This window comes from Pseudomonas sp. RHF3.3-3 (assembly GCF_048069595.1).
In the GTDB taxonomy this organism is placed as follows: Bacteria; Pseudomonadota; Gammaproteobacteria; order Pseudomonadales; family Pseudomonadaceae; genus Aquipseudomonas; species Aquipseudomonas fuscovaginae_B.
In genome coordinates this window covers 880,847-895,329 of the sequence record NZ_CP182250.1, presented here as the reverse complement: position 1 = coordinate 895,329, position 14,483 = coordinate 880,847, and the positions used below count along the sequence as shown (strand labels likewise).

Annotated in this window: 14 protein-coding genes; all 14 read left to right on the top strand. The window is 65.4% G+C overall.

Translation table 11 applies throughout. From position 1 onward, the window contains the following. Positions 1-27 precede the first annotated feature (27 nt). The 14 genes from ACMGT0_RS03985 to urtA all read left to right on the top strand — a co-directional run bounded on the left by ACMGT0_RS03985 (position 28) and on the right by urtA (position 14,430). Positions 28-1,125 (top strand): cobalt-precorrin-5B (C(1))-methyltransferase, encoded by a 1,098-nt coding sequence (locus ACMGT0_RS03985; RefSeq protein ID WP_416771574.1) that lies wholly within the window; start codon positions 28-30, stop codon positions 1,123-1,125. 8 nt (positions 1,126-1,133) lie between these two features. Further along, positions 1,134-1,859, top strand: coding sequence for a cobalt-precorrin-6A reductase (locus ACMGT0_RS03980; protein WP_416773411.1), 726 nt, complete (start codon positions 1,134-1,136; stop codon positions 1,857-1,859). A 55-nt stretch (positions 1,860-1,914) separates the two neighbouring features. Continuing rightward, on the top strand, positions 1,915-2,250 hold the full coding sequence (locus ACMGT0_RS03975; protein WP_416771572.1) for a type II toxin-antitoxin system RelE/ParE family toxin: 336 nt from the start codon (positions 1,915-1,917) through the stop codon (positions 2,248-2,250). 5 nt (positions 2,251-2,255) lie between these two features. Next, positions 2,256-2,579: a DNA-binding protein gene (locus ACMGT0_RS03970; RefSeq protein ID WP_416771570.1), complete on the top strand. Its 324-nt coding sequence runs from the start codon at positions 2,256-2,258 to the stop codon at positions 2,577-2,579. 162 nt (positions 2,580-2,741) lie between these two features. After that, on the top strand, positions 2,742-3,146 hold the full coding sequence (locus ACMGT0_RS03965; RefSeq protein WP_054060497.1) for a DUF2946 domain-containing protein: 405 nt from the start codon (positions 2,742-2,744) through the stop codon (positions 3,144-3,146). Positions 3,147-3,193: 47 nt separating this feature from the next. Then, positions 3,194-3,679: a copper chaperone PCu(A)C gene (locus ACMGT0_RS03960; protein ID WP_416771568.1), complete on the top strand. Its 486-nt coding sequence runs from the start codon at positions 3,194-3,196 to the stop codon at positions 3,677-3,679. Positions 3,680-3,700: 21 nt separating this feature from the next. After that, positions 3,701-4,174 carry a DUF2946 domain-containing protein gene (locus ACMGT0_RS03955; RefSeq protein WP_416771566.1) on the top strand — a complete coding sequence of 158 codons (474 nt, stop codon included), beginning with the start codon at positions 3,701-3,703 and terminating at the stop codon, positions 4,172-4,174. Between the two features lie 143 nt (positions 4,175-4,317). Then, positions 4,318-6,351 carry a TonB-dependent copper receptor gene (locus ACMGT0_RS03950; protein ID WP_416773409.1) on the top strand — a complete coding sequence of 678 codons (2,034 nt, stop codon included), beginning with the start codon at positions 4,318-4,320 and terminating at the stop codon, positions 6,349-6,351. Positions 6,352-6,464: 113 nt separating this feature from the next. After that, a complete protein-coding gene (locus ACMGT0_RS03945) occupies positions 6,465-7,847 on the top strand; it encodes a PepSY-associated TM helix domain-containing protein (RefSeq protein ID WP_416771564.1) in 1,383 nt (460 codons plus the stop codon). Between the two features lie 151 nt (positions 7,848-7,998). Then, complete coding sequence (locus ACMGT0_RS03940; protein ID WP_416771562.1) at positions 7,999-10,119, top strand: TonB-dependent receptor; 2,121 nt, start codon at positions 7,999-8,001, stop codon at positions 10,117-10,119. Positions 10,120-10,133: 14 nt separating this feature from the next. Further along, the gene (locus ACMGT0_RS03935; RefSeq protein WP_054061146.1) at positions 10,134-10,922 is read left to right on the top strand and encodes an ABC transporter ATP-binding protein; all 789 of its coding nucleotides are present in this window, start codon (positions 10,134-10,136) and stop codon (positions 10,920-10,922) included. Continuing rightward, positions 10,919-11,869, top strand: coding sequence for an ABC transporter substrate-binding protein (locus ACMGT0_RS03930; protein ID WP_054062168.1), 951 nt, complete (start codon positions 10,919-10,921; stop codon positions 11,867-11,869). The genes ACMGT0_RS03935 and ACMGT0_RS03930 overlap by 4 nt, the downstream gene beginning before the upstream one ends. Further along, positions 11,866-12,876, top strand: coding sequence for a FecCD family ABC transporter permease (locus ACMGT0_RS03925; protein WP_416771559.1), 1,011 nt, complete (start codon positions 11,866-11,868; stop codon positions 12,874-12,876). The genes ACMGT0_RS03930 and ACMGT0_RS03925 overlap by 4 nt, the downstream gene beginning before the upstream one ends. A gap of 288 nt (positions 12,877-13,164) precedes the next feature. Further along, complete coding sequence (urtA, locus tag ACMGT0_RS03920; protein ID WP_054061503.1) at positions 13,165-14,430, top strand: urea ABC transporter substrate-binding protein; 1,266 nt, start codon at positions 13,165-13,167, stop codon at positions 14,428-14,430. Positions 14,431-14,483 lie beyond the last annotated feature (53 nt).

Here is a 14,483-nt window from a genome sequence, read left to right as displayed (position 1 = left end):
CCTCGCTCGGAGCCGGAGCACGTAGCCATGCGTGACGAAACCGCCGAACAACCCGCGCCCCTGCGCAGCGGCCTGACCACCGGCAGTTGCGCCACCGCCACCGCCCTGGCGGCGGCGCGCCTGCTGCTGAGCGGCGTCAGCCACGATGCGGTGCGGATCATCCTGCCCAAGGGCAAGCAGGTCGAGATGCGCCTGGAGTTCTGCCGCCGGCACGAGGACGGTGCCGAGGCCGGGACCCTCAAGGATGCCGGCGACGATCCGGATGTCACCCACGGAGCCCTGCTGTACACACGGGTACGACTGACCGCCGAGCCTGGCGTGCACTTCCACGCCGGCAGCGGCGTCGGCACCGTCACCCGCCCCGGGCTGGTGCTGGCGGTCGGTGAGCCGGCGATCAATCCGGTGCCGCGCAGGATGATCACCGAACACCTGCAGCAACTGGCGGCCGAACACGCCTACGACGGGGGCTTCTCGGTCACCGTCAACGTCGAGGGCGGCGAAGCGCTGGCGCTGAAAACCATGAACCCGCGCCTGGGCATCCTCGGCGGGCTGTCAATTCTCGGCACCAGCGGCATCGTCCGGCCATTTTCCTGCTCGGCCTACATCGCCTCGATCCACCAGGGCATCGATGTCGCCAGGACCAACGGCTACCTGCATATCGCCGCCTGCACCGGCAACGCCAGCGAAGACACCATGCGCCGGGTGTACGACCTGCCGGAAATCGCCCTGATCGAAATGGGCGACTTCGTCGGCGCCGTACTCAAGCACCTGCGCAAGGTGCCTGTGGATAAGCTGAGCCTGTGCGGCGGCTTCGGCAAGATCAGCAAGCTGGCGGCCGGACACATGGACCTGCACAGCCGGCATTCGAGCATCGACCTGCCGCAACTGGCCGAATGGGCCGCCGCGGTGGGTGCCGACGAGGCCCTGCAACAGGCCATCCGCCAGGCCAACACCAGCCAGCAGGCCCTGGCGATGGCCAGCGCCGCCGGGATCGCCCTCGGCGATGCGGTCTGCCAGCATGCCCTGGAGTTCGCCCGCAGCGTGGTCCCGGCCCAGGTGCAGGTGGAGGTTTTCGCCATCGATCGCCAGGGCGGCATCGTCGGCCATGCCGGAGCGTTTCAATGAACCAGCCGATCAAGCGCCTGCTGTTGCTGGGTGGTGTCACCGAAGCCCTGGCGCTCGCCCGTACGCTCGGGCCGCAGCATATCTACAGCCTCGCCGGTGTCGGCCGGGTGCCCACCGACCTGCGCTGCCAGGTGCGTGTCGGTGGCTACGGCGGCGCCGAAGGCCTGGCGCAGTTCATCCGCGAGCAGGGCATCGACCTGCTGCTCGATGCCACCCATCCCTACGCTGCGCAGATCAGCCGCAATGCGGCGGCGGCGGCTCACTCGAGCGGCATCCCCTGCTGGGCCCTGCGCCGCCCGGCCTGGGCCGCCGAACCCGGCGACGACTGGCGGGAAGTGGCGGACTGGGCCGAATTGATCAAGGCCCTTGAGCCGTTCCGCCGACCGCTGTTCACCCTCGGCCGCGAGCCCTTGCAGCACCTGGATGAAATCCCCGGGAACCAGTTCTGGACCCTGAGGGCCCTCGACCCCTACCCTGGCAACGCGCGCTGCGAAGTGATCGGCGCCCGCGGCCCCTTTCACCTGGAAGAGGAACGAGCCCTGTTCGAACAGCGCGCCATCGACGTGCTGATCAGCAAGAACAGCGGCAGCGGCGCCACCGAACCCAAGCTGCAGGTGGCCCGGGAACGCTCGCTGCCGGTCCTGATCCTCAAGCGTCCCTCCCTGCCGGCGGTGGACCGGGAGTTCCGGACGCCAGAGGAAACACTTGCCGCCTTGGCAACGGCACTCCAATAGATCACGATCCCGGCTTGTCAAATCAGTAACCTATTTGTTACCTTTAGAAGCAGGGATGATCGACCTCGAAGAATACGTGCGGGACAACCACAGCAACCCGTTCGAGCGCTGGTTCTCTTCACTGGATGTGCAAGCGGCCGCCAAGGTTTCCACCGCCCTGCTCCGACTGGAGATGGGCAACACCTCGAACATCAAATGGTTCGAAGGCCTCGGGGAGTACCGCATCGACTGGGGCCCTGACTATCGGATCTACCTGATACGCGAAGGCACGCGCCTGATCATCCTGTTGGGTGGCGGCGACAAGTCGACTCAGAAAAGAGACATCCAGCAAGCCAGGCAGTTGGTTGAAGAATACAAACGTCGCAGACGCATAGAACCGCAAACGAGGTAAATCCCATGGTGCTGAGCCGCAGCTTCAAACAGACCATCGCCGAGCGCGCGCAACGCGACCCGGCATTCGCCGAGGCACTGCTCGACGAGGCCGCCAGCCTGTTTCTCAATGGCGAGCCGGAAATGGCGCGGGTCATCCTGCGCGACCTGGTCAACGCCACGGTGGGTTTCGAAGGCCTCGCCCGGGAAACCGACAAACCGAGCAAGAGCCTGCACCGGATGCTTTCGGCCAATGGCAATCCCAGCATGGACAACCTGGCCGCGATCTTCGCCGTCATACGTACCACACTGGGCGTCAACATCGAGGTGCATAGCGTTCCGCTGAGTTGACCGACTTCGCCATCCCGTCAGGGCTGCTACGCTTTCCCGGAGCGCCTGCGGCAAACAGCCTACAAAGTATTGCGACCTTTCACCGCAGCCCGTGCTTTTACTTATGCAGGACGTTCAGGCTAAATAACCCACCGGTTTGAAACATCCGACGGAAACCCTTCCATGTCCCGACAACGGCTCGCCGCAGCTACCTGGATCGCCTGCCTCGCAGTGCTGTTCAATCTGCTTGCCATGCCGATTTCCGGGGCCATGGCGCCAGCGGCGGATCGCTCCGCCACCGACCAGCTGCTCTGGGGCAGTTTCTGCTCGGCCAGCGGTACCAAGCTGGTTGCCACCGTCATCGGCAAGCTGGAGCAGAAAGCGCCCCCGGGCGATGACCACTCCAACATGCAGCATTGCTGGTGCTGCTCCGGCTCCGCTCCACTGGTGGCCTTGCCCGGCCATGTGCCGCAACTGGCACTTGCGCCGACCGAAAGCGGCCCGCTGCACGCGGCCCTCCCGGTCGACTCGCCGACACCGCGACAACAGTGGCCCTCACTCAATCCCCGAGCCTCTCCAGCGGCCTGATTCACACTCGCAACCCTTTGCGTTTCGAATCGTTATGGAGAACTCCCATGCTCAAGAATGCCCTGCTTCTGGCCGCCTTGCTGCTGCCCGTCGGTTTTGCCGATGCCCACGAATTCACCGTTGGCGACCTACGGATCGACCACCCATGGTCCCGGGAACTGCCACCCAACGCGCCCACGGTCGCGGCCTATTTCACGCTGCATAACCAGGGGACAACGGCCGACCGCCTGACCGGCGTCGACAGCCCCATCGCCGGCAAGGCCGAACTGCACGAGCATGTGATGCAGGCGAACCTGATGAAGATGCAACAGGTGCCGGACGTGACCATCCCCGCCAAGGGCGAGGTCAGGTTCGCGCCCATGGCCTACCATGTGATGCTGCTCGATCTGCGCGACCGCAGCCTGCTGCAGGACGGCCAGCATTTCCCGCTGACCCTGCACTTCGAGAAGGCCGGCGCGGTCACCGTCGAGGTCTCGGTGCAGAAGCAGGCACCTGCCGCGACCCCGGACAAGATGCACATGCACGCCCAGTAAGCCTCGGCCCCGTTGCACGCCATGCGCACTCGCCGCAGCAGCTCCAGCCACTCCCGCACCCAGGTACGCGGCAGTTGGCTGAGCCTGTTCGCCATGCTGATGATCTTCATCGGTCCGCTGATTTCCCAGGCGATGCCGATGGACCGGCACGCCATGTCGATGGCGATGAACATGGACATGGCAATGCCCATGGACATGCCCGGTCACCACGGCACACAGGCCGGGAAAGACGCCAGCGAGCACCACGGCAATAGCGCCGAACACCATGCGCTCTGGGAAAAATGCGGCTACTGCAGCCTGCTGTTCAGTTGCCCGGCACTGCCGCAGACCCTGAGCTTCGCCGCCCTCGACGGCCCCCGACCGGTCCCCACGGTCGACTCCCGAACCCGTCTGGGACATGCCCGGCAGAGCATCTTCCCCGGTGCCCGCACCCGCGCGCCGCCAGCCTTCCATCAGGTAACGAGCTCTCTCTCACCCGGCTTGACCGCCCTGTAACCGCAGCGCGGTGGCCGTGTTGTATTCGCTTGAATGATGGAACACCTATGTCCACTGCAAAGACTCGCCTGCGCGCTGCGCGGGCGAAAAACCCTTTCGTCCCGAACGAGCTGCACCTGAGCCTGCGCCAGGCCACTGCTCTCATGTGCGCAGCGCTGCTGGCACCGACGGTGTTCGCTGCCGATGCCGCAGACGACCACGACCAGCACGCCCGGGAAATCAGTCCGACCGTGATCACCGCCGTCGCGCCCAGCTCGCCGCTGACGGTCATCACCAACCCCAGGGACCCGCGCCAGCCGGTACCGGCCAGCGATGGCGGCGACTACCTCAAGACCATTCCCGGCTTCGCCCTGGTGCGCAATGGCGGCACCAACGGCGACCCGGTGCTGCGCGGCATGTTCGGCTCGCGCCTGAACATCCTCACCAACGGCAGCATGATGCTCGGCGCCTGCCCGGGCCGGATGGATGCACCGACCTCCTACATCTCGCCGGAAACCTACGACAAGCTGACCGTGATCAAGGGCCCGCAAACCGTGCTCTGGGGCCCGGGCGCCTCCGCCGGGACGATCCTGTTCGACCGCGAGCCGGAACACTTCGGCGAACTCGGCAGCCGGATCAACGCCAGTGTCCTCGCCGGTTCCAACGGCCGTTTCGACAAGCTGGTGGATGCCGCCGCAGGCGGCCCGCTCGGCTACATCCGGGTGATCGGCAACCAGGCCCACGCCGATGACTACAAGGATGGTCACAACGACACCGTGCCCTCGCGCTACGACAAGTGGAACGGCGACGTCGCCCTCGGCTGGACCCCGGACGCCGACACCCTGCTGGAACTCACCGCCGGCAAGGGCGACGGCGAGGCCCGCTACGCCGGGCGCGGCATGGACGGCGCACAGTTCAAGCGCGAAAGCCTCGGCCTGCGCTTCGAGAAATCGAACATCGGCGACGTGCTCGACAAGCTCGAAGCCCAGGTCTACTACAACTACGCCGACCATGTGATGGACAACTACACCCTGCGCCAGCCGTCCGGCACCGGGATGATGGCCGGCCCCATGGCCTCCAACGTCGACCGCCGCACCCTGGGCGCGCGGATCAAGGCCACCTGGCACTGGGCCGACTGGCAACTGATCGGCGGCCTCGACGCCCAGACCAACGAGCACCGCCAGCGCAGCAGCATGGGCATCGACACCTACAAGGACCTGCCACGGACCAGGGACGCCGATTTCCACAACTACGGTGTGTTCGGCGAGCTGACCTGGTACGCCGCCGAGCGCGATCGCCTGATCAGTGGTGCACGACTGGACCGCGCCTCGGCCCGGGACTTGCGGCAGACCCTCGGCTCCGGCATGAGCGCGCGGGCCAATCCGACCGCCGACGACACCCGCGCCGACACCCTGCCCAGCGGCTTCGTCCGCTACGAGCACGACCTGGCCGAGACACCGGCCACGTTCTACGCCGGCCTCGGCCACGCCGAACGCTTCCCCGACTACTGGGAGCTGTTCTCGCCCAACAGCGGCCCGGGCGGGTCGCTCAATGCCTTCGACGCGATCAAGCCGGAGAAGACCACGCAACTGGACTTCGGCGTGCAATACAAGACCGCCGACCTGGAAGCCTGGGCCTCGGGCTACATCGGCCAGGTGCGCGACTTCATCCTGTTCGACTACCAGCCCGGCATGATGGGCATGACCTCCCAGGCACAGAACGTCGATGCGCGGATCATGGGCGGCGAACTCGGCGCGGCCTATCAACTGACCTCCAACTGGAAGGCCGACGCGACCCTGGCCTATGCCTGGGGCAAGAACACCAGCGATGGCAAGGCCCTGCCGCAGATCCCGCCGCTCGACAGCCGCTTCGGCCTGACCTACAGCGAGGACGACTGGAGTGCCGGCGCCTTGTGGCGGGTGGTCGCGGCGCAGAACCGCATCGACCAGAACAAGGGCAACGTGGTCGGCAAGGATTTCTCCAAAAGTGCCGGCTTCGGCGTGTTCTCCCTCAACGGCGCGTACCGCCTCAACAAACACGTGAAGCTCAGCACGGGCGTCGACAACCTGTTCAACAAGGCCTATGCCGAACACCTGAACCTGGCGGGTAACGCCGGCTTCGGCTACCCGGCCAATGACCCGCAGGCGATCAACGAACCGGGGCGGACCTTCTGGACCAAGGTGGACATGGCTTTCTAAAGAACACCACCGACTTTGTAGGAGCAGGCGATGCGGCGACCCGACTTGCCTGCTCCTACAAAAAACAACCACATATCCAATACCCGAATCATCAAACCTTGCGGAGCGCTCCCATGAGCCAACCGAAAATCTCTTTCTACAACCTGGCCTGGCGCTGGCATTTCTACGCCGGGCTGTTCGTCGCCCCGTTCATGATCCTGCTGGCGCTGACCGGGATTATCTACCTGTTCAAGCCACAGCTCGACCCGCTGATGTACGGCCACCTGCTCAAGGTCGAGCCCGGCCATCAGCTGATCAGCGCCGACGAGCAGATGCGGCGGGTCCAGGCCACTTATCCACAGGCGCGGATCAAGCAGTACCTGCCGCCCGCCACTGCCGGGCGCAGCGCGCAGTTCGTGGTGATCCGGGACGGCCGCGAACTCAACGTGTTCATCGATCCCTACCGCGGCAACGTGCTCGGCGAACAGGACGCCAAGCTCAACCTGCAGGCCGTTGCACGCGCCCTGCACGGCGAACTGATGATCGGCACCGTCGGCGACCGCCTGGTGGAACTGGCCGCCGGCTGGGGCGTGATGCTGGTGGTGTCCGGGGTCTACCTCTGGTGGCCGCGCGGCCGTTCCCAGGGCGGTGTGCTCTGGCCGCGCCTGAACGCCCGGGGCCGGGTCCTGTGGCGCGACCTGCATGCGGTCAGCGGGTTCTGGGGCTCGATCCTGCTGCTGTTGATGCTGCTCAGCGGCATGACCTGGACCGGCTTCTGGGGCAAGCAGTACGCCGAGGTCTGGAACAGGTTTCCGGACCCGATGTGGAACAACATGCCCAAGTCCGACGTCGAGGCCCGCAGCCTGAACACGGCAGCACGCCAGACCGTGCCCTGGGCCATGGAAAACACGCCGATGCCGATGTCCGGCGACCACGCCGAGCACATGCATCACGGCGGCGCCTCGGCCGGCCCGGCGGCACCGGGCATCGCCCTGCAGCAGGTGGTCGACATCGCCACCGCGCGCCAGGTCGAGCGCGGCTACAGCATCACCCTGCCGACCACCGCCGAGGGCGTCTTCACCATCGCCGTGTTCGCCGACGACCCGCGCAACGACGCGACCCTGCATGTCGACCAATACACCGGCACGGTCCTGGCCGACGTGCGCTGGCAGCAATACGGCAACGTCGCCCGGGCCACCGAGATGGGCGTGATGCTGCACGAGGGCAAGCTGTTCGGACCGATCAACCAACTGGTGATCCTGCTGATCTGCCTGATGATCCTGCTGGGTTCGGTCAGCGGCCTGGTCATGTGGTGGAAGCGTCGCCCGCAGGGCAGCCTCGGCGTGCCACCGCTGCGCCACGACCTGCCACGCTGGAAGAGCGCGATGCTGGTGATGCTGGCACTGGCGGTGCTGTTCCCGCTGGTGGGGGCATCGCTGATCGTGGTCTGGCTGCTCGACAAGCTGCTGTTGTCGCGCCTGGGCCGTCAACATGAACCGGCCTCACCTTCAGCCTGAAGAACGTGAGATGCGTGGAATAGAGGGATCTATAGACTTCGGAGGCTATCCACTTGCAATCACATATTGTTATATTATAACAATATCGCAAGGTTCCCGCCCGCGGCCACAAGCCGCGGGACTCTCCGAAAAAAAGCGACTCACTACCCCGATGAACAAGTATTTCGTCTCCGGCCTCTGCCTGCTGGCGTTCAACCACGCCCACGCGGATGCCACGTTGACCCTGCCCACCGGCACCATCACCGCGCCTGCCGTCGACCCCGACAGCATCGACCTGAAAACCCCGACCAGCGCCGGTTCGCGCCTGGGGCTCAGCGCCCTGGAAACCCCGGCCAGTACCGAAAGCCTGAGCGGCGCACGGATTCGTGAACGCGGTGATGCCAGCGTACAGGATGCGGTCTCGCGCAGCACCGGAATCAGCCGCACCGGTACGCCGGGCGACGGTGGCACCTCGTTGCAGGCCCGCGGCTTCACCGGCCAGGGCTCGGTGATGCAGTTGTACGACGGCAACCGGATGTACACCGGCATGGGCACCGTGACCTTCCCGGTGGACACCTGGTCGGTGGAACGCGTCGACGTACTGCGCGGCCCGGCCTCGGTGCTGTATGGCGAAGGGGCGACCGGCGCGGTGATCAATACCATCCCGAAGAAGCCGTTCGAAGGCGGGATCGAAAACCACCTGCGCCTCGGCTACGGCTCCTACGACAGCCAGCAGCAGGCCTTCGACAGCGGCGGCTCGCTGAGCGACAACCTGAGCTACCGGGTCAACCTCAACCGCCTGCGCAGCCATGGCTGGATCGACCGCGGCGACTCCGCCAGCGACTTCGTCAGTGCCGCGCTGCGCTGGCAGGCCAATGACAACCTGATGTTCACCCTGGCCCACGACTACGGCGACCAGCAGCCAATGAACGATTTCGGCGTACCGCTGATCAACGGCCGCTACCAGGGCCATCTGCGCGACCGGAACTACAACGTCGGCAACGACACCCAGCACTACAACGACCAGTGGACGCGCCTGACCACCGAGTGGCAGGTCTCCGACAGCGTCAGCTCGAACAACGAGCTGTATTACCTCAAGGCCCGGCGTCGCTGGCAGAACGCCGAGAACTACAGTTTCGACCGCGCCAGCCAGCAGTTGCTCAGGAGCGGTTTCCTCGGCATCGGCCACCACCAGGAACAGCTCGGCGATCGCCAGACCTTCACCTTCAGGCACAGCCTGTTCGGCCTCGACAGCCAGACCCTGGCCGGGGTGGACGTCAACCGTATCCGCTTCAAGCTCGCCAGCAACTCACCGTTCGAGGACCTGCTGCCGAGCGGCCAGCCGATCGACATCGAGCACCCGACACCGGGTGCCTTCGACAGTGCCAGCCCCTACCGCGAGCAGTTCAAGAGCAGCACGCGGCAGTTCTCGGTGTTTGCCGAAAACCGTACTCACCTGACGGAGCAGTGGTCGCTGGTGACCGGTGTGCGCCGGGACTTCGTGCACATCGATCGCGACAACCTGGTCGACGGCAGCGACAGCGACAAGAGCCTGGTCGGCAGCAACTGGAAGGTCGGCCTGGTCTACGCCATGACGGCCGACACCTCGCTCTACGGCCAGTACTCCACCAGCACCGACGGCGTCGGTGGCCTGATTTCCCTGAGCCCGAGCCAGCAGCAGTACGACCTGTCCACCGCGAAGCAGACCGAGGTCGGTCTCAAGCAGATGTTCTGGGACCAGCGCGGCGAGTGGACCCTGGCGGCCTACCACATCGTCAAGAAGAAGCTGCTGACGGATGACCCCGGCAATACCCAGAACAAGCTGCAGGTCGGCCAGCAATCGTCCGACGGCCTGGAGGCCAGCCTCGACCTGAAACTGGCCCACGACTGGCAGTTGCAGGCCAATGCCGCGATCGTTCGGGCGCAGTACGACGACTTCCAGCAGAAAGTCGAGGGTGTCTACGTTTCCCGCGACGGCCAGCGCCCGGTGGATGTGCCGCGGCGGACCGCCAATCTGTGGTTGAGCAAGGCCCTCGGCGACGATGTGAAGGCCGGCGCCGGCGTACGGTATGTCGATGCCCGCTATGCCGACCTGGCCAACAGCACCGAGCTGCCGAGCTACACCGTGGTCGACGCGAACCTGTCGTGGAAGGCCCTGCGCAATACCACCCTGGGGCTGCAATTGAACAATCTGTTCGACCGCCAGTACGCACAAAGCCAATACAATGACGGCCAGCAATGGATTCCGGGACAGCCGCGCTCGCTCTTCGTGACGGCCGATTACACCTTTTGACCACAGAGCAGACAATGACCTCGCTGACCCTCGCCAACCTGGCCTGGACACCCCCGGACCAGGGCCACTGCCATCACCGGTTCCAACTGCGTGACGCCCACCTGCAGGTGGCGGCGGGCGAGTTCGTCGGCCTGATCGGGCCCAACGGCAGCGGCAAGACCAGCCTGCTCAAGTGCGCCTATCGCTTCAGCCAGCCGGAAAACGGCGAGGTCCTGCTCGAACACCGGAACGTCTGGCAGCAGTCGCCACGCTGGTGCGCCCGGCGCATTGCCGTGGTCCTGCAGGAATTTCCCGATGCCTTCGGCCTGACCGTCGAGGAAGTGGTCGCCATGGGCCGCACACCGCACAAGAAACTGTTCGACGGCGAAACCGGGCACGACCGCCAGCTGATTCACCAGGCACTGCAGTCGGTGAACATGCTCGGCTTCGAGGACCACGCCTTCGCCACCCTCTCCGGTGGCGAAAAGCAGCGGGTGATCCTCGCCCGCGCCCTGGCACAGCAACCGCAACTGCTGATTCTCGACGAACCGACCAATCACCTCGACCCACGCTACCAGCTGGAATTGCTGACCCTGGTCAGACGCCTGAACATCGGCACCCTCGCCAGCATCCACGACCTCAACCTGGCCGCCGCCTTCTGCGATCGGCTGTACGTGCTCGACCAGGGCCGCATCGTCGCCAGCGGTACCCCGCAGGCGGTGCTGAACGCCGACCTGCTACGCGAGGTGTTCGGCGTCGAAGCCCTGGTCGACAACCACCCGCTGGGTGGCTACCCACGCATCACCTGGATAACCCAACCATGAAGAGACTGCGCCTGGCGCTCTGCCTCGGCTCCCTGTTCGCCTCGACGGCCTGCCTGGCCGAATCGACGCACTACCCGTTGACGATCCACAGTTGCAACCGCGAGGTGACGTTCCAGCAAGCCCCCCGCCATGCGCTCAGCCACGACATCAACATGACCCGGATGATGCTCGCCCTTGGCCTGAAGTCGCGCATGGTCGGCTACAGCGGCATCAGCGGCTGGAAGTCGGTCACCCCGGAAATGGCCAGGAGCCTCGACGGCCTGCCCGAGCTGGCGGCCAAGTACCCGTCGGTGGAGACCCTGCTCAACGCCAACGTCGACTTTTTCTTCGCCGGCTGGGACTACGGCATGCGCGTCGGTGGCGACCTTACGCCACAAACCCTGGCGCCGCTGGGCATCAACGTCTACGAGCTGACCGAGTCCTGCGCCTTCGTGATGAAGCGTCCGGCCGCCAGCCTCGACGACACCTACAACGACCTGCGCAACCTCGGACGGATCTTCGACGTGCAGGACCGCGCCGAAGCGCTGATCGCGCAGATGCAGGCCCGCGTCGCCGACGTGCAGAAAGACCTGCCGGCCGATCGGCCGCGGGTCTTCCTCTACGACAGCGGCGAAGACCGTGCCATGACCTCCGGTCGCCTGGCCATGCCCCAGGCACTGATCGAGGCGGCCGGCGGGCGCAACGTGCTGGATGACGTCGAGGCGAGCTGGACCCGGGTGAACTGGGAAAGCGTGGTGGAGAAGAACCCACAGGTGATCGTCATCGTCGACTACAGCGAAATCACCGCCGAGCAGAAACAGCACTTCCTGGAGAGCAACCCGGCCCTGCAGTCGGTGGAGGCGATCCGCAATAAACGCTTCGTGGTCATCCCCTATGTCGAGGCGACACCGGGCATCGATAACGTCCACGCCATCGAAACCCTGGCCAAGGCGTTCCATCCACGATGATGAGCCGTCGCTATACCCTGCTGCTGGTCGTGCTCAGCGCACTGCTGCTGGTGTCCTGCGTGGTGTCGCTGGGCTTCGGTCCGGCGCGGCTGCCGGTGGACCTGGTGTGGCGCATCCTGGCGTACAAGCTGTTGGGCAGCGGCACACCGGACTGGAGCCCCGGCCAGGACCATATCGTCTGGCTGATCCGCGTCCCGCGCATGCTGCTGGGGGCCCTGGTCGGTGCCGGCCTGGCGCTGATCGGCGCGGTGCTGCAGGCGGTGACCCGCAACCCGCTGGCCGACCCGCACCTGCTCGGCGTGACATCCGGGGCCACCCTCGGTGCGGTGATCGTGGTGCTGCATGTCGGTGAAATTGCCGGCCTGCTGAGCCTGCCCATCGCCGCCTTCATCGGCGCCCTGGGCAGCATGCTGCTGGTGCTGGGCATCGCCAGCCGCAATGGCCGGCTGGACAGCGAGCGCCTGCTGCTGTGCGGGGTGGCGGTGTCCTTCGTGATGATGGCGCTGGCCAATCTGCTGCTGTTTCTCGGCGACCACCGGGCCAGTTCCGCGGTGATGTTCTGGATGCTCGGCGGCCTCGGCCTGGCGCGCTGGGAGTTGCTGCTGGTGCCGATGCTGAGCGTGCTCTGCGGGCTGCTCCTGCTGCTCGGCATGGCGCGGTCGCTGAACGCGCTGATGGCCGGCGAACAGACCGCCGTGACCCTCGGCCTGAGCGCACGCCATGTGCGCCTCAAGGTGTTCCTGATCGCTTCGCTGATGACCGGCGTGCTGGTCTCCATCAGCGGTTCGATCGGCTTCGTCGGGCTCATGGTGCCGCACATCGCCCGCTACCTGGTGGGCGCGGAACACCGCAGGCTGCTGCCGGTGTCGGCGTTGCTCGGCAGCCTGTTCCTCATCTGGGTCGATGTCGCCGCACGCACCCTCATCGCCCCGGAGGACCTGCCGATCGGCGTAGCCACCGCGGCCATCGGCGGCCTGTTTTTCATCGGCCTGATGCGGCGCCGGTAAGGGCGCTACTCCATCCTGTGGGAGCGGGCTTGCCGGGGCACCGCCCCCCCGGGGCCCGCGATACGGCTGACAGCTTCGCAGGCAAGCCCGCTCCCACGGAGCACCAATCTGGCGCTCCCGGCGCACCGCGCAGCTCACGCCGCCCCCGCTTGGTGCGACTGTTCAGACCAGCTACCGGGCAAAGCGCGCTGTTGCGGCCCTCCGCGAACTCGGCACACCCCTTGCAAAACCCTCTTCAGCATCTGCATCTGCCAACCCCAAAAAAATTGAGACCCTGGAGATCGCAACATGAAGCGTCGTAGTTTGATCAAGGCTTTTACCCTGACGGCATCGATTGCCGCCATGGGCCTGACCTGGACCGTCGAGGCCGCCGAGACCATCAAGGTCGGCATCCTGCATTCGCTTTCCGGCACCATGGCGATCTCCGAGACTTCGCTCAAGGACATGGCGCTGATGACCATCGACGAGATCAACGCCAAGGGCGGGGTCAACGGCAAGATGCTCGAGCCGGTGGTGGTCGACCCGGCCTCCAATTGGCCGCTGTTCGCCGAGAAGAGCCGCCAGTTGCTGACCCAGGACAAGGTCGCGGTGGTGTTCGGCTGCTGGACCTCGGTATCGCGCAAATCGGTGCTGCCCGTATTCGAGGAACTCAATGGCCTGCTGTTCTACCCGGTGCAATACGAAGGCGAAGAAATGTCGCCAAACGTCTTCTACACCGGCGCCGCGCCGAACCAGCAGGCGATCCCGGCGGTGGAATACCTGATGAGCGAGGATGGCGGCAGCGCCAAGCGCTTCTTCCTGCTCGGTACCGACTACGTCTACCCGCGCACCACCAACAAGATCCTGCGCGCGTTCCTGCATTCCAAGGGCGTGGCGGACAAGGATATCGAAGAGGTCTACACCCCGTTCGGCCATGCCGACTACCAGACCATCGTCGCCAACATCAAGAAATTCTCCGCCGGCGGCAAGACCGCGGTCATCTCCACCGTCAACGGCGACTCCAACGTACCGTTCTACAAGGAACTGGCGAACCAGGGCCTGAAGGCCACCGACGTACCGGTGGTGGCCTTCTCCGTCGGCGAGGAAGAACTGCGTGGCATCGACACCAAGCCACTGGTGGGCAACCTCGCCGCCTGGAACTACTTCGAGTCGGTGAACAACCCGGTGAACCAGAAGTTCGTCGCCGACTGGAAGGCCTATGCCAAGAAGAAAAACCTGCCGGGCGCCGACAAGGCGGTGACCAACGACCCGATGGAAGCCACCTACGTCGGCATCCACATGTGGGCCCAGGCGGTGGAAAAAGCCAAATCCACCGATGTCGACAAGGTCCGCGAAGCCCTCGCCGGGCAGACCTTCGCCGCACCGTCGGGCTACACCCTGACCATGGACAAGACCAACCACCACCTGCACAAGCCGGTGATGATCGGCGAGATCCAGCCGGACGGTCAGTTCAACGTGGTCTGGCAGACCGAAGGGCCGATCCGTGCCCAGCCCTGGAGCCCGTTCATTCCGGGCAACGACAAGAAGCCGGACTATGCGGTGAAGAGCAACTGAGTCATCGGGCCTGGAACAGCTGTCCAGGCCCGATCCACACCCTGTGGGAGCGG